Raw genomic sequence first — 21,375 nt, forward strand, 5'->3', positions numbered from 1 at the left:
ACATCAAGTTGTGGGGGAAGGGCTTTTTTATTGCGCCAGCATTCTTCATACCGTCATTTAGAATAGCACGCGGTATTGTAACGCAACAACCGCTAGTTGAATTTTATTTGGCAAGCAAATGTAAGCTGTGTTGTTGATTTTCCCGGGCTTGCCAGCCTGTTATTGTTGCCCTTACGGCACTTCCCTGTCCCCGCCGGCGAGCCGCTTGCGCCCAACTGGTCTGCCAGGCAATGGCGCCGTCGCGATGGCCGCCAGCCAATCGGGATCGCCGGCAAACCATTCCACCAGGAAATCAAGCATGGTGCGCAGCAACGGCGACATGTGCCGGCGCGAGGTATAGATGCCGTAGATGCCCATGTCCTGCGGCTGATACGCGGGCAGGAGTTCCACCAGTTGCCCGCTGGCGATCAGCGGCGCGGCCGAGTAGCGCGGCTGCATGGCGATGCCGGCCCCCGCCACCGTGGCCACCAGCAGGACCAGCGACTCATTGGCCGACAGGCGGCCGCTGACGGGGACAGTAAGCGCTTCCCCGTCGTGCGTGAACTGCCACAGGCTCTTGCCGAAATACGTATAGGTCAGGCAGTTGTGCAGGGCCAGGTCTTCCGCCCGGCGCGGCGTGCCATGCGCGGCCAAATACGATGGTGCGGCGCACACCACGGAAGCGCAGCTGGCCAGCTGGCGCGCGATCAGGTTCGGCTCGAGCGCGTTCGTGATGCGGATCGCCAGGTCGATGCGCTGTTCCACCAGATTGACGGCGCGGTTCTCCATCTGCAGGTCGACGGCGGCGCGCGGGTAGCGCCGCAGGTAAGCGGTCACTGCCCCGGCCAATGCCGTCTGCGCCAGCGATTGCGAACAGGTAATGCGCAGCAAGCCGTGCGGCGTCTCGGCGCCTTCGGGCGACGTGACGGCCATGGCGCCGGCCACCTCCAGCATCTGCCGGCAGCGCGCCAGGGTGGCCTCGCCCGCATCCGTCAGGCTCAGGCGGCGCGTGGTGCGATGCAGCAGGCGCGCCCCTGCCCACTGCTCCATCTCGGCCAGGTAGCGCGTCACCATGGCGCGCGACATGTCGAGCGCTTCGCTGGCGGCCACCATGCTGCCGCGCTCGGCGATGGCGACAAACACTTGTGCGGCGGTGATGCGGTCCATCTGCAGCTCTCCAATGATTCGTTCGATTCATGCAACTAAGTATTGCAATCTACCCTATTTTCCCCGCCTGGTCGAAAGGATAATATGCGGCAGAGTATCTGATATCGAAAGAATAATATGCTTGCACGCGCCGCCCGCCCCTTCCGCACGCTGGACACCTTTCATCTGGATGTGCTGGGCCGCGCGCCATCGACTTCGCTGCTGCTGAGCGGCGTGGCCGATGCCATCCTCGTCAATGCCCAGTTCCTGCGCGACGATGCGGCGCAGTTAGCGCACACCATCGCCGCCAGCGGCAAGCGCCTGACCACCATCTATATCAGCGCCGCCGAACCGCAAGCGTATTTCGGCCTGGGCGTGCTGCAGCACGCCTTTCCGCAAGCCCGCATCCTCGCCAGCAGCGCCACGGTAGAGGCCATCCGCCGCCAGGCGGGCGCCAGGGTCGCCCACTGGGGCGGCATCCTCAAGCACAATGCGCCGCGCTGCATCGTCATGCCCCAGCCCTATGAGGGCAGCAGCCTGCAACTCGAGGGCCGGCACGTCGAACTGCACTGCCTGGTAGCAGCACTGAATTGAGGCGTAGGCTGCCTTACAAGGAGGCCAGGAAGCGCTCGTATTCCTGCGCGCTGCGCGCCAGCCGTTCGGCATAGCCCGCCTCCTTCGGCCCGTCTTCCGCGCCATAGAAGGCAAAGAAGCGGCGGTTGTCGGCACCGATGTATGCCAGGGTGACATCGAACGGCGCCAGCAGCTGCGCCAGGGTGACGTTCCACTTGCCTTCCGGCGTGAAGTCCTCCTGGCGGATGCCTGCCGTGACGGCCAGCGCCACCTTGCGGCCCTTGAAGGCGTCGCCGCCCGTGCCGTAGGCCCAGCCATACGCCAGCACGTCATCGAGCCACCGCTTCAGCAGGGGCGGACAGTTGAACCAGTAGACGGGGAATTGCAAGATCACATTGGCGTGCGCCTCCACCAGCGCCTGCTCGCGCGCCACATCGATGTGCCCGTCCGGATAGGCCTCGTGCACATGGTGGATGGTGTAGCGCTCGGGATACTGCGCCAGCTCCTGCAGCCAGCGCTTGTTGGCCACCGAGGTGGCGATGGAGGGATGGAAGACGATAACGAGAGTTTTCATGAGGCTGCTTTCCTGAGTATGGGATGGGCGCGCCGGGCCCGCATTCGCAGGAAAACAGGCAAGCCGGTACCCTGCCCCCAGGCGCGCGGTCGCGCCTTCAGGGGCAGAAACAGCATAGCCATAGCGAGTACTTTTCACAAGTACGCACATTTACTACTCATACAGTAAGAAAAGTAAGTTGCACGAGCGCAGAAAGCCCTTCAGTGGCATGCGCATGCGGATCAGCCTGGCTGGTGCTGCTCGCCCCATTCGCACAGGGTATTGAGCACGGGAATCAGCGATGCGCCCTTGCTGGAGAGGAAATACTCAACCTTGGGCGGCACCTGCGGATATTCCTTGCGAACGATCAGCGCGTCGGCTTCCAGCTCCTTCAGGACGACGCTGAGGGTCTTGAAGGCGATGCCGCCGAGATGGCGCTTCAGTTCGTTATGCCGCAGCACGGTGTTTCCCGCCAGCGCGTACAGGATCAGCATCTTGTATTTGCCGCCGATCAGCGACAGGGTGTAGCCAAAGCCCGTGTCGCCCAGGGCCACGCCGCTGGGGGCGCATATGTCTTCGTTCATTGCGTTGTACTTCCTGTTGATCCAGGGCCCGAGCATAACAGCCCGGCAGCCTGCCGTTGCAACGCCCGATAAAACGCGCATAAAAAAAGCGAGCCCGGAGGCTCGCTTTTACGCACCGGACCGCAAGGTCCGGCAAGGATGCGGCGGCTTGACTTAAGCGCGCTTGTCCAGTGGCAGTACTTCGCGGGTCGTCGAACCGACGAACAGCTGGCGTGGACGGCCGATTTTTTGCTCTGGGTCGGCGATCATTTCGTTCCACTGGGCGATCCAGCCGATGGTGCGGGCCATGGCGAAGATACCGGTGAACAGCGAGACAGGGATGCCCAGCGCCGATTGCACGATGCCCGAGTAGAAGTCGACGTTCGGGTACAGTTTGCGCGACACGAAGTAGTCGTCGTTCAGTGCAATCTTTTCCAGTTCCATCGCCAGCTTGAACAGCGGGTCGTCTTGCAGACCCAGTTCTTGCAGCACTTCGTAGCAGGTTTCACGCATCAGCTTGGCGCGTGGGTCGAAGTTCTTGTACACGCGGTGGCCAAAGCCCATCAGCTTGACGCCGGAGTTCTTGTCCTTGACTTGCTCGATGAAGGCAGGGATGTTCTCGACGGTGCCGATTTCCTTCAGCATGTTCAGTGCCGCTTCGTTGGCGCCGCCGTGGGCAGGGCCCCACAGGCAGGCGATACCGGCAGCGATACAGGCGAACGGGTTGGCGCCCGACGAACCGGCCAGACGGACGGTCGAGGTCGAAGCGTTTTGCTCGTGGTCTGCGTGCAGGATCAGGATGCGGTCCAGGGCGCGCACCAGCACGTCGTTGACCTTGTACTCTTCGCACGGATTGGCAAACATCATGTGCATGAAGTTGGCGCTGTACGACAGGTCGTTGCGTGGGTACACGAACGGCTGGCCGACCGAGTACTTGTAGGTCATGGCGACCAGGGTAGGCATCTTGGCGATCAGGCGGATGGCCGACACTTCGCGGTGACGCGGGTCGTTGATGTCCAGCGAGTCATGGTAGAACGATGCCAGCGCGCCGACGGTGCCCACCAGGACCGACATCGGATGCGCGTCGCGGCGGAAGCCACGGAAGAAGAATTGCATCTGTTCGTGCACCATCGTGTGCTTGGTGACGGTATCGACGAACTTGGCTTTTTGCGCTGCGTTCGGCAATTCGCCGTTCAGCAGCAGGTAGCACGATTCCATGAAGTCGGCGTTGACGGCCAACTGTTCGATCGGGTAACCGCGGTACAGCAGCTCGCCCTTGTCGCCGTCGATGTAGGTGATCGACGAGTTGCAGGCGGCCGTCGACATAAAGCCTGGGTCGTAGGTGAACTTGCCGCTACCGGCGTACAGTTTGCGGATGTCGATGACGTCCGGGCCAACCGTGCCTTTGTAGATTGGAAATTCAAGCGATGGGCTGCCATCGGAGAACGACAGGGTAGCTTTTGTGTCAGAGATATTCATGGGCTCTTCCTTCTCGGGAGTGAGTCGAAATTAAAATCAAAAATTCTGGCTGCAATTCGCACCGCAATTCGGCAGTGCTACAGCGCGCCACTCGCACCGTTTGCAATATATCGCCCAGGCGTCTAGGCAATGCGCAGTCGTTGCAGCAGTGCGCGCACATGCGGCAGATCGACTTCGCCTTCCGGCTCTTTACGGGCCAGTACCAGATCCATTAACGCATTGTCCGATAAATCCAGCAAACGCGTCAGCGCGTCAACTTCTTCATCGGTCAATTCGGTTTCATACGCATCGAGAAAACGGGTCAGGATAATGTCGTTTTCCAGCAGGCCACGGCGTGAACGCCAGCGCAGGCGGGCGCGATTGGCCGGGTCGGCCTGATGCGAGGACAAAATTGATTCTGTCATTTGGTTTACCACTTTACGTGTGCCTTGCGGCACGGTGCTGCTTTGCAGGCGCCGCCTGCAGGCAAGAGAGGATACCCTCTTCCCGCAAACGGCGCCCGGCGGACGCGATCAGGAGAATCAGATCGCGCGGCGGACCATCAATTCCTTGATCTTGCCAATCGCCTTGTTCGGGTTCAAGCCTTTCGGGCAGACGTCGACGCAGTTCATGATCGAATGGCAGCGGAACAGGCGGTACGGGTCTTCCAGGTTGTCCAGACGCGCGCCCGTGGCTTCGTCGCGCGAATCGGCGATGAAGCGGTAGGCTTGCAGCAGGCCGGCCGGGCCGACGAACTTGTCCGGATTCCACCAGAACGACGGGCACGACGTGGAGCAGCATGCGCACAGGATGCACTCGTACAGGCCATCGAGTTCTTCGCGCTGTTCCGGCGACTGCAGGCGCTCTTTTTCAGGCGGGATCGAGTCGTTGATCAGGAAAGGCTTGATCGAATCGTACTGCTTGAAGAATTGCGTCATGTCGACGATCAGGTCGCGGATGACCGGCAAACCTGGCAACGGACGCAGCACGATAGGCTCGGACAGCTCGTTCAGGTTGGTCGTGCATGCCAGGCCGTTCTTGCCGTTGATGTTCATCGCGTCCGAACCGCACACGCCTTCGCGGCACGAGCGGCGCAGGGCCAGCGAGTCATCGACGTCCGCCTTGATGCGCTGCAGCGCGTCGAGCAGCATCTTGTCGGTGTCTTTCAGTTCGACCGTCAGGTCTTGCATGTACGGCTTGGCATCCTGGTCAGGATCGTAGCGGTAGATTTTGAATTTGAGAGTGCGTGCCATGGTATAGCCTTAGAAAGTACGTGGTTTCGGTTTGAAGGTATCAACCGTCAGCGGCTTGGTCACGACTGGCTTGTATTCCAGTCGGTTGCCTTCCGAATACCACAGAGTGTGCTTCATCCAGTTGTCGTCGTCACGTTGCGGATGGTCGTCCTGGGCGTGGGCGCCGCGCGATTCCTTGCGGGCTGCTGCCGAAACGATGGTCGCTTTCGCCGTTTCGATCAGGTTGTCCAGCTCCAGCGCTTCCACGCGGGCCGTGTTGAAGACCATCGATTTATCCTTGAAGGAGACGTGCTTGCGGCGCTCGTCGAGCTTCATGATTTCTTCGACGCCCTTGTTCAGCATCTCGTCGGTACGGAACACGCCGCAGTACTTCTGCATCGTTGCGCGGATGTCGTTCGCCACGCCCTGCACGGTTTCCGTGCCGGTCGAGTTTTCCAGGCGCTGCAAGCGGCCCATGGCAAAGTCGGCTGCATCGGCTGGCAAAGGCTTGTTTTCCTTGGCTTTCAGGCCGCTGTTGACGATGTGGTTGCCGGCCGCGCGGCCGAAGACCACCAGGTCCAGCAGCGAGTTCGTGCCCAGGCGGTTGGCGCCGTGCACGGAGACGCAGGCGCATTCGCCGATCGCGTACAGGCCGTTGACGACTTTCGCCGAATTATCCGGACCGGTCGGGGTGACGACCTGGCCGTGGATGTTCGTCGGGATACCGCCCATCTGGTAGTGAATCGTCGGCACGACAGGAATCGGTTCCTTGGTGGCGTCGACGTTGGCGAACTTGTGGCCGATTTCCAGGATCGATGGCAGGCGCTTGGCGATGGTGTCGGCGCCGATATGGCGCAGGTCCAGCATCACGTGATCCTTGTTCGGACCGCAGCCGCGGCCTTCCTTGATTTCCTGGTCCATCGAACGCGACACGAAGTCGCGCGGCGCCAGATCCTTCAGGGTCGGCGCATAGCGCTCCATGAAGCGTTCGCCTTCGCTATTGATCAGGATGCCGCCTTCGCCGCGCACGCCTTCGGTGATCAATACGCCCGCGCCGGCCACGCCGGTCGGGTGGAACTGCCAGAATTCCATGTCCTGCAGCGGCAGGCCGGCGCGTGCCGCCATGCCCATGCCGTCGCCGGTATTGATGAACGCATTCGTCGACGCGGCGAAGATACGGCCTGCGCCGCCCGTTGCCATGACCGTCGTCTTTGCTTCCAGGATCATGCATTCGCCCGTTTCCATTTCCAGCGCCACAACGCCGATCACGTCGCCGTCGGCGTCACGGATCAGGTCGAGTGCCATCCATTCGACGAAGAAGTGCGTACGGGCGCGCACGTTGCGCTGGTACAGGGTGTGCAACAGGGCGTGACCGGTACGGTCGGCTGCCGCGCAAGCGCGCTGCACCGGCTTTTCGCCGAAGTGGGCCGTGTGGCCGCCGAATGGACGCTGATAGATGGTGCCGTCAGGGTTGCGGTCGAATGGCATGCCGAAGTGTTCCAGCTCGTACACGACTTTCGGTGCTTCGCGGCACATGAATTCGATGGCATCCTGGTCGCCCAGATAGTCGCCGCCCTTGACGGTGTCGAACATGTGCCAGAACCAGTTGTCTTCGGCCATGTTGCCGAGCGACGCGCCGATACCGCCCTGCGCCGCAACGGTGTGCGAGCGGGTCGGGAAGACTTTCGAGAGGACGGCGACGTTCAAGCCGGCTTCAGCCAGTTGCAACGACGCGCGCATGCCGGAACCGCCGGCGCCAACGATCACCGCGTCAAAGCGGCGGGTAGGGATTGCAGATTTATATGCTGCCACGATTACACACTCCAGAGTATCTGTACCGTCCAGCCGGCACAAGCGATCAACCACAGCATGGTGGCAATTTGCAGGGTCAGACGGAGGCCAGCGCTTTTCACGTAGTCCATCCAGATGTCGCGTACGCCGACCCATGCGTGGTAGAACAGGGCGACGAAGGTCACCAGGCTGAACAATTTAAACCACTGCTGTGCGAACAGACCGGCCCAGCCTTCATAGCTGAAGTTGCTGCCAGTCAAGAAAGAAATAAGCAGGATGGCAACATATGCCACCATGACGATGGCGGTGACGCGTTGCGCCAGCCAGTCGCGCAAGCCGTAATGGGCACCGACGACGAGGCGTTTCGGTCCGATATTATTGTCTGCCATGTTTAAAATACTCCAAACAGTTTCAAAGCGACCAGGGCCGTCAACACCAGGCTCACGACCAGCACGGACGACGCGGTCTTGCGTGCCGAATCTTTTTCGATGGCAACGTGCACATCCATGAACAGGTGACGGATACCGGCGCAGAAGTGGTGCAGGAAGGCCCAGACCAGACCCAGGGTGATCAGCTTGACGAACCAGTGCGAGGCGATGCCCTGGAAGTAGGCGTAGGACATCTCGGAACGCAGGCTCAGTTCCAGCATGTACAGGATGCACGGCAGCAAGGCGAAAATGATGAAACCGCTGATGCGATGCAGGATCGAGACGATGGCGCCGACAGCCATGCGGTAGTTCGACAATTCGGTAACATGAATGTTACGGAATTGCGGCCGTTCTTTTTTTGGTACTTCTCTTACGGCTTCAGACATAACAAAAACCTCCCCTTTGAATTTCAACTAAATATTGAAGCCGCGATTTTCGCCGATTTTCGCAACCCATACCAATATCTATTGTTACATATAACCAAAATGGTTTTTTACTACAAAATACCGCGCTACTTTCCGTAGTTCACGTAATTTAATTACAGAATCGCCGGCAAAGCACGGCCCGCCGGGGCTGGCCATGCTGTCGCTGCGCTTTCTGTTGTCTCCGTTGCCCGCCTTGCGGCAGGCATCTTGCAAGCGATGCACTTCAGTTTTGCTGCTTGTTCGGGCGCCCGCAGACGCCCCGCCGCTTCAACTGAGTTCATTCTGATAATGATGACGACTGGTCAGGTACAGGCCCCGGCGCAGTTCGACCGGCTTGTCGCCGTAGGTAAACGACACGCGCTCGGAACTGAGCAAGGGCGTGCCGAGGTCGATATTCAGGAGCTGCGCGGCGCCCGCATCGGCGCACACGGCGCGGATCTGCTCGGACGCGCGGATCATGCGCGTGCCAAATTCCGTTTCAAACAGGCCATACATGGGCCCTTTGTATTCCACCAGGCGCTCGGCCGTGAGGCCCTTGAAGATCAGGCCGGGCAGCCACAGCTCCTCGACGATGGTGGGCACGCCGTCGAAATACTGTACGCGCTTGATGAAGATGACGGCGTCGCCCGATTTCAGGTCCATCAGGCGCGCCACGTCGGCCGGCGCGCGCACGCGCTTGACTTCGATAAACTTGCTTTCCGGATAATGCGGCACGCCTTCGTCCGGCACCAGGCGCAGGAAGCGGAAATGCGCGCGCGCCTCATGATGGGTGGAAACGAAAGTGCCCTTGCCCTGGCGGCGCATGACGAGATTCTCGGCGGCCAGTTCATCGATGGCCTTGCGCACCGTGCCCTGGCTGACCTTGAAACGGCCGGCCAGCTCGACTTCGCTGGGGATCAGTTCGCCCGGCTTCCATTCGCCCGATTGCAGGCTCTGCGTAATGAGCGCCTTGATCTGCTGGTACAGGGGACTGAAGGTGGGCGAAGCGCTAGCGACGGGCAGCGCCGCCGCAGTGGTATTGGTGCCGGCCACCACGGCGGCAGGGGCATTGGCCGCTGCGGCGACGGGCGTGGCCGGGGTGCCCGCGGTCGGACTGACCGCCCCGCTTGCAGCAGTGGCATTGTTGGTCAGATTGGACGAGGCGGAATTCATAGTCCGACATTTCAACACAAATCACTGCCCGCGTCCAGTAAAACACACGTAGTTATCTGTCTTATATAAGACATAAGATATGATTGACAGATACAGATCGGAGGCCTAAACTGCCCTCGATAAAACTTGTGAGCCAGCGTTTTATGTTGTCGGCCAGCCACTCTGGTCTCGTGCAGCACAAGCGTGACGGCAGCGTACACCAGCAATTCGGTGGCGCGGGCCGGTTTTGGTATCATTATAGTTTTTCCGGATAAGCGTAAGCCCAGCTTCAAGCCCGTTTTCTTTCCCATTTTTGGAGATTCATCATGGCTAAAACCCCAATGCGTGTTGCAGTGACCGGCGCCGCCGGCCAGATCGGCTACGCCCTGTTGTTCCGCATCGCCAATGGCGACATGCTCGGCAAAGACCAGCCTGTCATCTTGCAACTGCTTGAAATCCCGGACGAAAAAGCCCAGAAGGCGCTCAAGGGCGTGATGATGGAAATCGACGACTGCGCATTCCCGCTGCTGACGGAAATGACCGCCCACTCCGATCCGCTGACCGCATTCAAGGATGTCGACGTGGCCGTCTTGGTGGGCGCGCGTCCACGCGGCCCAGGCATGGAACGCAAGGACCTGCTGGAAGCGAACGCACAGATCTTCACGGTACAAGGCAAGGCGCTCGACGCCGTCGCTTCGCGCAATGTCAAGGTACTGGTGGTCGGCAACCCTGCCAACACCAACGCCTACATCGCCATGAAATCGGCACCATCGCTGCCGGCGAAAAACTTCACCGCCATGCTGCGCCTGGACCACAACCGCGCGCTGTCGCAAGTCGCTGCCAAGACCGGCACCGCCGTGAAAGACATCGAGAAGCTGACCGTCTGGGGCAACCACTCGCCAACCATGTACGCCGACTACCGCTTCGCCACCGTGAACGGCAAGGCTGTCAAGGACCTGATCAACGACCAGGAATGGAACGCCAACACCTTCCTGCCGACCGTCGGCAAGCGCGGCGCGGCCATCATCGAAGCGCGCGGCCTGTCATCGGCAGCGTCGGCAGCGAACGCCGCCATCGACCACATCCATGACTGGATGCTGGGCACCGCCGGCAAGTGGACCACCATGGGCGTTCCTTCGGATGGCTCGTATGGCATCCCTGAAGGCACCGTGTTCGGCTTCCCGGTCACCACCGACAACGGTGAGTACACCATCGTTCAAGGTCTGGAAATCGATGCATTCTCGCAAGAGCGCATCAACCTGACCCTGAAAGAACTGACCGAAGAGCGCGAAGGCGTGAAACACCTGCTGGCCTAAGTCCAGTCCTGGCGGCGCGGCACAGACGTGCCGCCCGCTACGCAGGCCGCTACGCGCATGGCGCGGCGCGGCCTGTGCGGCCCGACTGTTTATCAAGTAGTTTTTACCTGCAGAAATGCCTTAAGCATGCACCCTTCCGAGGTTTTATTCCAAGGCAAACGCCAGCCGCTGTTGCTCGCCGCTTGCGACCACTACGCCGGCTCCGAAAAGCTGATGCGTAAATCGATTGCTTTGCAACAAGAGCTTGGCCCCCTGTTCGACATCACGTTCGACTGCGAAGACGGCGCCAGCGCCGGCAATGAAGAAACCCACGCCCACATGATCGCCGGCCTGCTGGCCAGCGACGAGAACCAGTTCAACCGCATCGGCGTGCGCGTGCACGACGTCGACAGCCCGTTTTTCGCGCGCGACGTGGAAATCATCTGCGGCGCCGCCAGCCGCCTGGCCTATATCGCCGTGCCGAAGGTGGGCGGCGTGCAGGATGCCATGCTGGCCATCGACCTGATCAACCTGCACGCGCGCCGCGCCGGCCGCGACAACCTGCCCGTGCACATCCTGATCGAGACGCATGGCGCGCTGCGCGACGCCTACGCCATCGCCGCCCTGCCCCAGGTCGAATGCCTGTCCTTCGGCATCATGGATTTCGTGTCGGCCCATTACGGCGCCATTCCCGCCGCCGCCATGCGCACGCCGGGCCAGTTCACGCACCCGCTGGTGGTGCGCGCCAAGCTGGAAGTGGCCGCCGCCTGCCACGCGCACGGCAAGGTGCCGTCGCATAACGTGACGACGGACGTGCGCGATTCGGCCGTGGTGGCAAACGACGCCCAGCGCGCGACGGCCGAGTTCGGCTACACGCGCATGTGGAGCATCCACCCGGACCAGATCAAGCCCATCATCAAGGCCTTCACGCCGCGCCTGTCCGAAGTCAACGAGGCCAGCAACATCCTCAATGAAGCGCTGCGCGCCAACTGGGGACCGATTGCGCAAAATGGCCGCTTGCACGACCGCGCCAGCTACCGATATTATTGGACCGTTTTGCAACGCGCCAAACTGGCAGGCCTGGGCCTGCCCGAGGCGGCCGCTGCATTATTGAACGCGCTGCCTACCAGCACCACTGAAAACTGACAGGAATTACACGATGTCCATCTCCAAATTAGCAATTGCCTGCAGCGTCGCGCTGGGCGCCATGACCCTCACGCTGGCGCCAGCCAGCTTCGCCGCCACGGACACCAAGGAAGCGGCAAACGCCAAGGCGGTCAAGACGGCCAAGGCCAAGCCGAAAGCCAAGACCACCAAGGCCAAGGCGGCCGCCAAGGAAGCGCATCCGCTGGCCATGTCGGTGGTCGACAAGGAAGAGTCCGATGAACCGGATACGGCAGGCTCCGCCTCCACCGACTTCAATTGTGAACTTGGTAACAAGATTACCATCTACACCAATGCGACTGACGACAAACACATCGCCCTGCGCTGGAAGAAGCGCCTGCACCGCCTGAGCCGCGTGGGCACCACCACCGGCGCCAACCGCTTCGAGAACCGCTTGTACGGTCTGGTCTGGATCGGCATCCCGGCCAAAGGCATGCTGCTCGACTCCAAGCAAGGCCGCCAGCTGGCCAACGAATGCAAGGATGCGGAGCAAGCCAAGCCGGCGGCAGTGGTGGAAGCCCCGCCATCGCTGGGCGTGCTGCCGGCGACCGGCGGCTGATGTGAGCAGCAAGGGCCTCTTCGGGGGCTCAGTCATGTTTTGTAATTTGAATAATCAATAAATAGACGATACCCAACAAGGAGAGGTCATGTCCCGCAACACTCTGAACACGCTCAAGGACTTTAATATTTCGGATAGCAAGAAGGGCAAGCTGTACTCCCTGCCTGCGCTGGAAAAAAGCCTGGGCATCAATGTCTCCCGCCTGCCAGTGTCGATTCGCATCGTGCTCGAATCGGTATTGCGCAACTGCGACGGCAAAAAAGTCACCGAAGAACACGTCAAGCAATTGGCGAGCTGGGGCCCGACCGCCGAGCGCACCGACGAGATCCCGTTCGTAGTGGCGCGCGTCGTGCTGCAAGACTTTACCGGCGTACCGCTGCTGGCCGACCTGGCCGCCATGCGCAACGTGGCCGCCAAGATGGGCATCAACGCGAAGAAAATCGAACCGCTGGTGCCGGTCGACCTGGTGGTCGACCACTCGGTCACCATCGATCACTACCGCGAAAAGAAAGCGCTGGACCTGAACATGAAACTGGAATTCTCGCGTAACAACGAGCGCTATCAGTTCATGAAATGGGGCATGCAGGCATTCGACACCTTCGGCGTCGTGCCGCCAGGCTTCGGCATCGTCCACCAGGTCAACCTGGAATACCTGGCGCGCGGCGTGCACCACGCAGGCAAGAAAGCCGGCGACGTGTACTACCCTGACACCCTGGTCGGCACCGACTCGCACACCACCATGATCAACGGCATCGGCGTGGTCGGCTGGGGCGTGGGCGGCATTGAGGCGGAAGCGGGCATGCTGGGCCAGCCGGTCTACTTCCTGACGCCAGACGTCATCGGCGTGAACCTGTCGGGCGCGCTGCGCGAAGGCTGCACCGCCACCGATCTGGTCCTGACCATCACCGAATTGCTGCGCAAAGAGAAAGTCGTCGGCAAGTTCGTCGAATTCTTCGGCGACGGCACGGAATCGCTGACCCTGACCGACCGCGCGACGATCGCCAACATGGCACCGGAATACGGCGCGACCATGGGCTTCTTCCCAGTCGACGAAGCCACCATCGACTACTTCAAGGGCACCGGCCGCAGCAAGGCTGAAATCGCCGCGTTCGAAGGCTACTTCAAGGCGCAAAACCTGTTCGGCGTGCCAAAAGCCGGCGACATCGACTACACCCGCGTGGTGGAACTGAACCTGGCGTCCGTCGCTCCGTCGCTGGCCGGCCCGAAACGCCCGCAAGACCGTATCGAAATCGGCAACGTGAAAGCCAACTTCGCCGAGCTGTTCGCCAAGCCGACGACGGAAAACGGCTTCAACAAGAACCCGGCCGACCTGGCTGCCGTGTACGAAACGACGAACGGCGTGAAAGTGTCGAACGGCGACGTGCTGATCGCCGCGATCACCTCGTGCACCAACACCTCGAACCCGAGCGTGATGCTGGCTGCCGGCCTGCTGGCCAAGAAAGCCGTGGAAGCGGGCCTGAAAGTCGCTCCGCACATCAAGACCTCGCTGGCTCCTGGCTCGCGCGTCGTCACCGAGTACCTGACGGCTGCCGGCCTGCTGCCGTACCTGGAAAAACTGGGCTTCGGCGTGACCGCCTACGGCTGCACCACCTGTATCGGCAATGCGGGCGACCTGACGCCTGAAATGAACGCCGCCATCGCCGCCAACGACATCGTCGCATCGGCCGTGCTGTCGGGCAACCGCAACTTCGAAGCGCGCATTCACCCGAACATCCGCTCGAACTTCCTGGCCTCGCCACCGCTGGTCGTCGCTTACGCCATCGCCGGCAACATGACACGCGACCTGATGACGGAACCAGTCGGCAAGGGCAAGGGCGGCAAGGACATCTACCTGGGCGACATCTGGCCGACCTCGGCTGAAGTCTCGGCCATGATGAAGTTCGCCATGAACGCCAAGGTGTTCAAGGACAACTACGCAGACGTCAAGGGCGCGCCAGGCAAGCTGTGGGAGAAAGTCACCACCGTGTCCGGTCAAGTCTACAACTGGCCGAAATCGACCTACATCGCTGAACCACCGTTCTTCGACAACTTCTCGATGACGCCAGCGGCCGTGGCCACCGGCATCGAAGGCGCGCGCGCACTGGGCGTGTTCGGCGATTCCATCACCACCGACCACATCTCGCCAGCCGGTTCGATCCAGGAAAACGGTCCTGCAGGCAAATGGCTGAAGGAAAACGGCGTCCTGAAAGCGGACTTCAACTCCTACGGCTCGCGTCGCGGCAACCATGAAATCATGATGCGCGGCACGTTCGCCAACGTGCGTATCAAAAACCGCATGATCCCTGCCAAGGCAGACGGTTCGGCAGTCGAAGGCGGCATCACGATTCACCAGCCTTCCGGCGAAGAAATGTCGATCTACGACGCAGCGATGAAATATGTTGCTGAAGGCACGCCAACCATGGTCTTCGGCGGCGAAGAGTACGGCACGGGCTCGTCGCGCGACTGGGCAGCCAAGGGTACCCAGCTGCTGGGCGTGAAAGCCGTGATCACCCGTTCGTTCGAGCGCATCCACCGCTCGAACCTGGTGGGCATGGGCGTGCTGCCGCTGCAATTCATCGGCGACGACAGCGTGCAAACCCTGGGCATCACCGGCAATGAAACCTTCGACCTGAAAGGCCTCGAAGGCGAAATCAAGCCACAGCAACTGGCCACCCTGGTCATCCACCGCGCCGACGGCACCAGCGTCGACGTGAAAGTGCTGCTGCGCATCGATACGCCGATCGAAGTCGATTACTACAAGCATGGCGGTATCCTGCCATTCGTGTTGCGTCAACTGCTGGCCGAGTAATCAGCCCAGCCGTGAGGCAAGATAAAAGCGCCGGTTCCGACCGGCGCTTTTTTTCGTCCCTGCACCCTGTTTTTCCTTGAAATTTCGACTATCGGCATGATCTAGGGACAGCTTACGTATTGCGTGCGGCCGAATCCTCTACAATACGGTTATAAGGGTTTATCATTGTTTGACTGATCCATTTTTTTCACTTTCCGAGACTCTTATCCCGCTATGCGTCGTCCTTCCAAAGATTCATCCCATAAACTGACTGCCGACAGCCAGCGCCTGGTCACCTTTGCCCAGGCGATCGTACAGGCAGCCAGCCGTCTCGAAGAGCGGTCCTGGGAACACAGCCTGGATACGCAGCTCCAGAAATTACTCAAAACCGGCCACCAGGACACCATCGACAACACCCTGGGCAGCCTGTTCAAGGAAGACTTGAACGCCTACGACGTGCTGATGGACTGCGTTGAAGCCGTCAGCGAATCGACCGTCATGGTGCACGACGACGTGCGCTACGACGCCCTGCTGGTGGCCGTGCCCATCCTCGCGTGGACGCGCTTTTCCATCGCCTCCGGCCCCATGGCCGGCGACGCGCACGGCGTATTGTCCGCGCACTTTGCCGCCCATTTGCTGGCCGACGGCACGAAGATGGCCATGGCGCCGACCCTGTATTCGATCGACCAGTTGCCGCGCAGCCATGTCGAAACCTATGCCAAGACACAGAAGCTGGCGCAGGCCGCGCTGAAAGGCACGGCCGTCAAGCCTTCAAGCAAGGAAGCGGAAACGGCGCCTTTCCTGGCCGACACGCGCTACCTGCTGGTGGCCGTGGTGGCGCCCGCCGGCGCGCCGCTGTTCCGCTGGCAAACGCCGGCCAGCCAGCTCGACTTCATCGCCGAGCGCAGCGCTGCCCTGGAGCAATGGCGCACGCAGGCGACGCCGACGATTGCCCGGCTGCTGCCCGGCTGCGGCCTGGAATTGCTGCTGCCGGAAGCGTACTACGTGGCCTGCCGCGAAGCGGACAAGCTGATACGCCCCGTCTCCGTGCGCGCCGCCGTGCATTACCTGACGCACACCCTGGCCATCGAGCCGTCGGAACTGCGCGCCGTCATCGCCGGCTTCGGCGAGGAAGCGGCCGACGGCCAGGTGGACGAGTACCGCATCGCCTTCACCCTGCGCCAGGCGCCGGACGTCATCTACGGCATCGTCTGGCCTTTGTACGGCCAGGAAGACGAGGATGGCACGCCGATCGAAGGCCTGATCCAGGTGGGCATCGCCGCGCTGGACAAACAGAAGACGCCCGTCGATGAAATCATCGAGCACCTGAACGCCGCCGGCGTGACGCAGATCAAGCGTCACGCGGAACGTTTTGTCGGTGAATACTGCGACGATTGCGGCGCGCCCCTGTTTGCCGACCCCGTGGGCGAGCTGGCGCATGCGGAAATGCCGGAAGATACGCCGCAAGGTACCGAGCATTTCCATTGATCTGATGACACGCTCTTCAAACCTACTGCGCAGCCCGCTCTCGGGTCGGCGTTACTCACGGTACTCAACCCGATATCGGGCTTGCTCGCTACGGTTTGAAGAGGTGTCGATAGGTTGACGACAAGACGTTCAAAGAAAAAAAGGCGGAACCCCAGTTCCGCCTTTTTCATTTCAACAAGCCTTTTGACGCCTCGTCACCACTGTGAAAACGGGTGGCGGATCAGATTCGCATTGTAGTAGCGCGCATCGCCCGACACTTCCGCGCCGACCCAGTCGGGCTTCTCGAACGGCTGGTCTTCCGAGGCCAGTTCGATCTCGGCCACCACCAGGCCGGCATTGGCGCCCAGGAACTCGTCGACTTCCCACACCATGCCCGCGTGTTCGATGCGGTGGCGGTATTTTTCGATCAGCGGCTGTTCGCACAGGCCGTCGAGCAGTTCGGCCGCGTCGGCCAGCGGGATCGGATACTCCCACTCGCCCCGCGTCGCGCCCACGTTCGCGCCCTTGATAGTCAGCATCGCCTGCTCGCCTTCGATGCGCACGCGCACCACGCGCTCGCGCGCCGACGACAGATAGCCCTGGCGCAGCAGCACCGCCTGCCCCAGGCCGCGCCAGGCGTCGCCGGCCAGCAGGAATTTACGCTCGATCTCGATACCCATGAACAACGCCGATCAGTCCAGCGACAGCAGGATAGGCTGCAGCATGGCCGCGCCCAGGGCCGCGCTGCGCGCGCCGTTCCAGCCGACGGCCGGATCCGGCAAGTCCGCGTTTTCCTTGAACGGCATTTCCAGGGTCAGCGCCAGGCAGCCGAAGTGGTGGCCGATGTATTTCGACGCCAGGGTCAGCATGTCGGACTTGTACTTGCTGGCCGCGTAGCCGAACTTGTCCTGGAAGTCGGGGCTGGCCTGCTTGTAGCGCTCGATGAAGGCCTTCTGGTGCGCCGCTTGCTCTGGCGTAAAGTTTTCCAGCATTTCGTTGCCGGCCACAAAGTTGTACGGCAGCGCTTCATCGCCGTGGATGTCGAAGAACATGTCGACGCCCGTTTCGTGGATCTTGTTTTTCACGCACAGCACTTCCGGGCTGTTTTCCAGTGTAGGCGTCATCCATTCGCGGTTCAGGTTGGCGCCGGCCGCATTCGTGCGCAGATTGCCGCGGATGGAGCCGTCCGGATTCATGTTCGGCACGATGTGGAACACGGCGCGCTGCAATAGCTTGCGCGCAATCGGGTTGGCGTCGTCGAGCAGCGAGTCGATCAGGCCTTCGACGAACCATTCGGCCATCGATTCGCCCGGATGCTGGCGCGCGATGACCCAGATCTTCTTTTCCGCCTGCGGGTTGCCGATGGTGACCATGTTCATGTCGCGGCCGTCGACCGTGCTGCCCAGGTCGGACACGCGCGCCAGCGGATGCTCGGCCACTTCACCGAGCAGGCGCAAGTGGCGTTCCCACGAATACGGCTCGAAATAGGCGTAGTACACGCTGTCGAGTTCCGGCGTATGCGAAATCGTCATGACCTGGCCGTCGAACGAGGTCGGCACGCGGAACCAGTTTTCGCTGTCGTAGCTGGCCACGGCCTGGTAGTCTTCATAGCCGGCCGGATAGGTGGCCTGGCCCGCGTTCAGGAAGCGCATCGTGCACGCCTGGCCGCGCGCGCCCTGCAGGCGGAAGTGGAACCACTGATGGATGTCGGCGTGGCTATCCTTGCGCAAGTTCAGGTCGATGGCGCCGGCACTGGTGGCGCTCACCACGTCGATGGCACCCGAGTCGAAGTTCTGGCTGATTTTAATGGTCATGTAATGATCCCGTCCAATGTAAGTGTTCCGGCGTTGCCTCGTGGGCTGCCGCCGTTGCGCTAAAAAACGCAGTGTAAGCTATCCCGCTATTTTCCGCCCTTTGGCCCCATTCGCAAAGCCTGGCCGGGCAATTTATGCACCAATCCGGGGCATCGATGGAAAAGCGCCGGGCAAAAACACGAAAAATCGGCCAGCTGTCGCATCGACCGGACAAAAAACTGAATTGTAACAATGCCAGACACATTGGCGGCCCATCGCCGCCCTATAATTCTTGCTTTCATAGAGTCGCCAGGAAAGAGTCGTGGACAAGAAGTTAACTAACATACAGGAAAGAAAGTTACGCGAAGCTCAGGCGCGGCGCGAGCACATCATCGACGTCGTCAAAGACCTCATCAAGAAGGGTGGCGCGCGCGCCGTCTCCATCCGCAAGGTGGCCGAAGCGGCCGGATTTTCCACCACCGTCGTGTACGCCCTGTTCCGCGACAAGGCCACCCTGATCGCCCAGGCCATGGACAAGGACTTGCTGGAACTGGTGCGCGCCATGCGCGCTGCCTGCGCCACCAGCGACGATCCGTGGCAGCGCATCGCCCTGGTCGGCCGCGCCTACATCGAGTACGGATTCCAGCATCCTGACGAGTATTCGCTGATCTTCATGGAACTGCGTCCCCATGCGGAAATCGACGCGGCCCTGGTCGAACATGGCAATATCGAGCAAGACCCGTACGCGTATGCCTTGCACCTGTTCAAGGAACTGGCACAGGCGGGCCAGGTACGCCAGGACGAGCCGACGCTGCACACGATGACGCAGATCTTCTGGCAATCGCTGCACGGCCTCGTGTCGCTGCGCATCGTCATGGATGCGGACGACCCATGGACGCCGCACCCGGAAATGAACGCGCATATCGACGACCTGCTGGCTGTCGTCACGGCAGGCATCCGCCTGCGCTTTGCGCCAGCTGTCTGACGTTTGATCCGGCGCAAACCGCGCCGGCGCCAAAAGCGGACAGTGGAGTGAAGCCGCCTGCGCTGGTGCAGCGCGGCTGGCGCGAAGGAGCGTGAGATGAACGAAGCCTATGCCACGGACCGGCTTGACAAACAGCAAAGCGCGCACAATGCTGTCCGTATGGAAGCGCGGCTGACAAAACTGGAAACGGACCGGGAACACGACCGGCAATGGTTCAAGACCCTGGAACAGCGCCTGGGCGACGGCCTCGACAATGTACGCACGGAGCTGCGCGACGAATCGCAGCTGCTGCGCGCCGACCTGACGCAGTTTCGCGGCGATCTGCGCGGCGACTGCCACGCCCTGCGCACGGAACTGGGCGACATCCGCAAGCACATGCACACCCATTTCCTGTGGTTCATGGGCATCCAGGCCACCACCACGTTTGCCCTGCTGGGCCTGGGCGCCAAGGCGCTGCATATGTACTAAGCAATAAAAAAGGCAGGCGCGGTGCTGCACCGCCCTGCCCGTCCTGCCTCTTTTTGCGCTGACGCGCGCTTACTGTGCTGCCAGCATGCTCTGCGTTTCCTGGTAGCGCGTATGCCACGACAGCGCCTCTTGCAGGATATGCGGCGTGTGGCCGCCGCGCTGGCATGCCGCATCGTAATAGGCACGCAGCTGTGCGCGGTAGTCGGGATGCGTGCAACGCTCGATGATCAGCGGCGCCCGTTCACGCGGCGCCAGGCCGCGCAAGTCCGCATAACCCCATTCCGTCACCAGCACGTCGACGTCATGCTCCGTATGGTCCACATGCGAGACCATCGGCACGACGCTGGAAATGCGCCCGCCCTTGGCCGCCGATTTCGACACGAACATCGACACTTGCCCATTGCGCGCAAAGTCGCCCGAGCCGCCGATGCCGTTCATCATGTGCGTGCCGCACACGTGCGTGGAATTAACGTTGCCGTAGATGTCGAACTCGAGCGCCGTGTTCAGCGCGATAATGCCCAGGCGGCGCACGATCTCGGGATGGTTGCTGATCTCTTGCGGGCGCAGCACGATCTTCGAACGATAATGGTCGATATTGTCCATCAGCTTCTGGTGCACGGCGGCCGACAGGGTAATCGACGAAGCCGACGCGAACGCCAGCTGGCCAGAATCGAGCAGCTCGATGGCGCTGTCCTGCAGCACTTCCGAATACATGGTCATATTGCTGAAAGGCGAGCCGATCAGGCCATGCAGCACGGCGTTGGCGATGGTACCGATGCCTGCCTGCAGCGGCAGCAATTCCGGCCCCATGCGCCCGGCCGCCACTTCGCCCTGCAAAAAGGCGATCACGTGGCCGGCAATCGCCTGCGTTTCCGCGTCGGGCGGCAAGGCGTTCGACGGGCTGTCGGGGCTGTCCGTGATGACGATGGCGGCGATGCGGGCCGGGTCGATGGCGATGGCCGTGCTGCCCAGGCGCTGGTCGACGCGCGTGAGGGGGATCGGCTCGCGTCCCGGCAGGGTTTGCGGGATATAAATGTCGTGCAAGCCTTCCAGCGCCAGCGGCGTGGACAGGTTGATTTCGATGATCACTTGCGTGGCTTGCTGGGCGAACGCGGCAGAATTGCCCACCGACATGGTCGGGATGATGGCGCCCGCGGCCGTGATGGCCGTCGCTTCGATAACGGCGATATCGACGGCGGCCAGGTTGCCCGAACGCAGCTGCTCGGCCGTTTCCGACAGATGCTGGTCGATGAACATGACTTCGCCGTCGTTAATCTTGCCGCGCAAGACGGGGTCGACCTGGAACGGCATGCGGCGCGCCAGCACGCCCGCCTCGGCCATCAGGCCGTCGCTGCCATTGCCCAGCGAAGCGCCCGTGATCAGGGTCAGGCTCAACGGATCTTGCAGGGCGCGCTCGGCCAATGCGCGCGGCAAGGCCTTGGCGTCGCCGGCACGGGTGAAGCCGCTCATGCCGACACGCATGCCGTTGTGGAATAATTTGGCTGCCTCATCGGCGCTCATGATTTTGCTGAGCAAGCCTGGGTGGCGGATACGGTCCTCGTACATCGTGATGCTCC

At 61.4% G+C, this 21,375-nt stretch carries 21 protein-coding genes; 8 read left to right on the forward strand and 13 right to left on the reverse strand.

Features of this window, described 5'->3' with window-relative positions:
* Positions 1-171 precede the first annotated feature (171 nt).
* A complete protein-coding gene (locus tag GCN75_RS02030; protein ID WP_152281126.1) occupies positions 172-1,146 on the reverse strand; it encodes a LysR family transcriptional regulator in 975 nt (324 codons plus the stop codon).
* 117 nt (positions 1,147-1,263) lie between these two features.
* Between GCN75_RS02030 and GCN75_RS02035 the strand changes: the two genes are divergently transcribed.
* The gene (locus tag GCN75_RS02035; RefSeq protein ID WP_152281127.1) at positions 1,264-1,719 is read left to right on the forward strand and encodes an MBL fold metallo-hydrolase; all 456 of its coding nucleotides are present in this window, start codon (positions 1,264-1,266) and stop codon (positions 1,717-1,719) included.
* A 13-nt stretch (positions 1,720-1,732) separates the two neighbouring features.
* Here the strand turns inward: GCN75_RS02035 and GCN75_RS02040 are convergent, their stop codons facing one another.
* The 9 genes from GCN75_RS02040 to GCN75_RS02080 all read right to left on the reverse strand — a co-directional run bounded on the left by GCN75_RS02040 (position 1,733) and on the right by GCN75_RS02080 (position 9,300).
* Positions 1,733-2,272, reverse strand: coding sequence for an NAD(P)H-dependent oxidoreductase (locus GCN75_RS02040; RefSeq protein WP_152281128.1), 540 nt, complete (start codon positions 2,270-2,272; stop codon positions 1,733-1,735).
* Positions 2,273-2,493: 221 nt separating this feature from the next.
* Positions 2,494-2,835 (reverse strand): winged helix-turn-helix transcriptional regulator, encoded by a 342-nt coding sequence (locus GCN75_RS02045; protein WP_152258539.1) that lies wholly within the window; start codon positions 2,833-2,835, stop codon positions 2,494-2,496.
* A 153-nt stretch (positions 2,836-2,988) separates the two neighbouring features.
* Entirely contained in the window at positions 2,989-4,293 is a 1,305-nt protein-coding gene (gene gltA, locus GCN75_RS02050) for a citrate synthase (RefSeq protein ID WP_101482189.1), read from the reverse strand.
* 122 nt (positions 4,294-4,415) lie between these two features.
* Entirely contained in the window at positions 4,416-4,697 is a 282-nt protein-coding gene (locus GCN75_RS02055) for an FAD assembly factor SdhE (protein WP_034752073.1), read from the reverse strand.
* 117 nt (positions 4,698-4,814) lie between these two features.
* Positions 4,815-5,525: a succinate dehydrogenase iron-sulfur subunit gene (locus GCN75_RS02060; protein WP_034752075.1), complete on the reverse strand. Its 711-nt coding sequence runs from the start codon at positions 5,523-5,525 to the stop codon at positions 4,815-4,817.
* Positions 5,526-5,534: 9 nt separating this feature from the next.
* Positions 5,535-7,316: a succinate dehydrogenase flavoprotein subunit gene (gene sdhA, locus GCN75_RS02065; protein ID WP_152281129.1), complete on the reverse strand. Its 1,782-nt coding sequence runs from the start codon at positions 7,314-7,316 to the stop codon at positions 5,535-5,537.
* A 2-nt stretch (positions 7,317-7,318) separates the two neighbouring features.
* The gene (gene sdhD, locus GCN75_RS02070; RefSeq protein WP_034752078.1) at positions 7,319-7,684 is read right to left on the reverse strand and encodes a succinate dehydrogenase, hydrophobic membrane anchor protein; all 366 of its coding nucleotides are present in this window, start codon (positions 7,682-7,684) and stop codon (positions 7,319-7,321) included.
* A gap of 2 nt (positions 7,685-7,686) precedes the next feature.
* Entirely contained in the window at positions 7,687-8,109 is a 423-nt protein-coding gene (gene sdhC, locus GCN75_RS02075; protein ID WP_034752080.1) for a succinate dehydrogenase, cytochrome b556 subunit, read from the reverse strand.
* A gap of 306 nt (positions 8,110-8,415) precedes the next feature.
* Complete coding sequence (locus GCN75_RS02080; protein ID WP_152258536.1) at positions 8,416-9,300, reverse strand: GntR family transcriptional regulator; 885 nt, start codon at positions 9,298-9,300, stop codon at positions 8,416-8,418.
* Positions 9,301-9,605: 305 nt separating this feature from the next.
* On the opposite strand from GCN75_RS02080, the gene GCN75_RS02085 reads away from it, so the two are divergent.
* The 5 genes from GCN75_RS02085 (at position 9,606) to GCN75_RS02105 (ending at position 16,573) form a co-directional block, all read left to right on the forward strand.
* Entirely contained in the window at positions 9,606-10,595 is a 990-nt protein-coding gene (locus GCN75_RS02085; protein ID WP_034789110.1) for a malate dehydrogenase, read from the forward strand.
* Positions 10,596-10,721: 126 nt separating this feature from the next.
* Positions 10,722-11,720, forward strand: coding sequence for an HpcH/HpaI aldolase/citrate lyase family protein (locus tag GCN75_RS02090; protein WP_152281130.1), 999 nt, complete (start codon positions 10,722-10,724; stop codon positions 11,718-11,720).
* Positions 11,721-11,733: 13 nt separating this feature from the next.
* On the forward strand, positions 11,734-12,297 hold the full coding sequence (locus GCN75_RS02095) for a hypothetical protein (protein ID WP_152281131.1): 564 nt from the start codon (positions 11,734-11,736) through the stop codon (positions 12,295-12,297).
* 88 nt (positions 12,298-12,385) lie between these two features.
* Positions 12,386-15,106, forward strand: a complete 2,721-nt coding sequence (gene acnA / locus GCN75_RS02100) for an aconitate hydratase AcnA (RefSeq protein WP_152281132.1) — start codon at positions 12,386-12,388, stop codon at positions 15,104-15,106.
* Positions 15,107-15,319: 213 nt separating this feature from the next.
* A complete protein-coding gene (locus tag GCN75_RS02105; RefSeq protein WP_152281133.1) occupies positions 15,320-16,573 on the forward strand; it encodes a DUF2863 family protein in 1,254 nt (417 codons plus the stop codon).
* Positions 16,574-16,767: 194 nt separating this feature from the next.
* Here the strand turns inward: GCN75_RS02105 and GCN75_RS02110 are convergent, their stop codons facing one another.
* Together GCN75_RS02110 and GCN75_RS02115 are read right to left on the reverse strand one after the other, a co-directional pair.
* Positions 16,768-17,232: a CYTH domain-containing protein gene (locus GCN75_RS02110; protein ID WP_152281134.1), complete on the reverse strand. Its 465-nt coding sequence runs from the start codon at positions 17,230-17,232 to the stop codon at positions 16,768-16,770.
* A 12-nt stretch (positions 17,233-17,244) separates the two neighbouring features.
* Positions 17,245-18,366: a M14 family metallopeptidase gene (locus GCN75_RS02115; protein ID WP_152258530.1), complete on the reverse strand. Its 1,122-nt coding sequence runs from the start codon at positions 18,364-18,366 to the stop codon at positions 17,245-17,247.
* Between the two features lie 301 nt (positions 18,367-18,667).
* Here GCN75_RS02115 and GCN75_RS02120 point away from each other — a divergent pair, with 301 nt between their 5' ends.
* Entirely contained in the window at positions 18,668-19,330 is a 663-nt protein-coding gene (locus GCN75_RS02120; RefSeq protein ID WP_152281135.1) for a TetR/AcrR family transcriptional regulator, read from the forward strand.
* Positions 19,331-19,426: 96 nt separating this feature from the next.
* Complete coding sequence (locus GCN75_RS02125; RefSeq protein WP_152281136.1) at positions 19,427-19,798, forward strand: hypothetical protein; 372 nt, start codon at positions 19,427-19,429, stop codon at positions 19,796-19,798.
* A 69-nt stretch (positions 19,799-19,867) separates the two neighbouring features.
* On the opposite strand, the gene GCN75_RS02130 is transcribed toward GCN75_RS02125, so the two are convergent.
* Positions 19,868-21,364, reverse strand: coding sequence for an acetyl-CoA hydrolase/transferase family protein (locus GCN75_RS02130; protein ID WP_152281137.1), 1,497 nt, complete (start codon positions 21,362-21,364; stop codon positions 19,868-19,870).
* Positions 21,365-21,375 lie beyond the last annotated feature (11 nt).

Source organism: Janthinobacterium violaceinigrum, assembly GCF_009208555.1.
GTDB classification, from domain to species: Bacteria; Pseudomonadota; Gammaproteobacteria; order Burkholderiales; family Burkholderiaceae_D; genus Janthinobacterium; species Janthinobacterium violaceinigrum.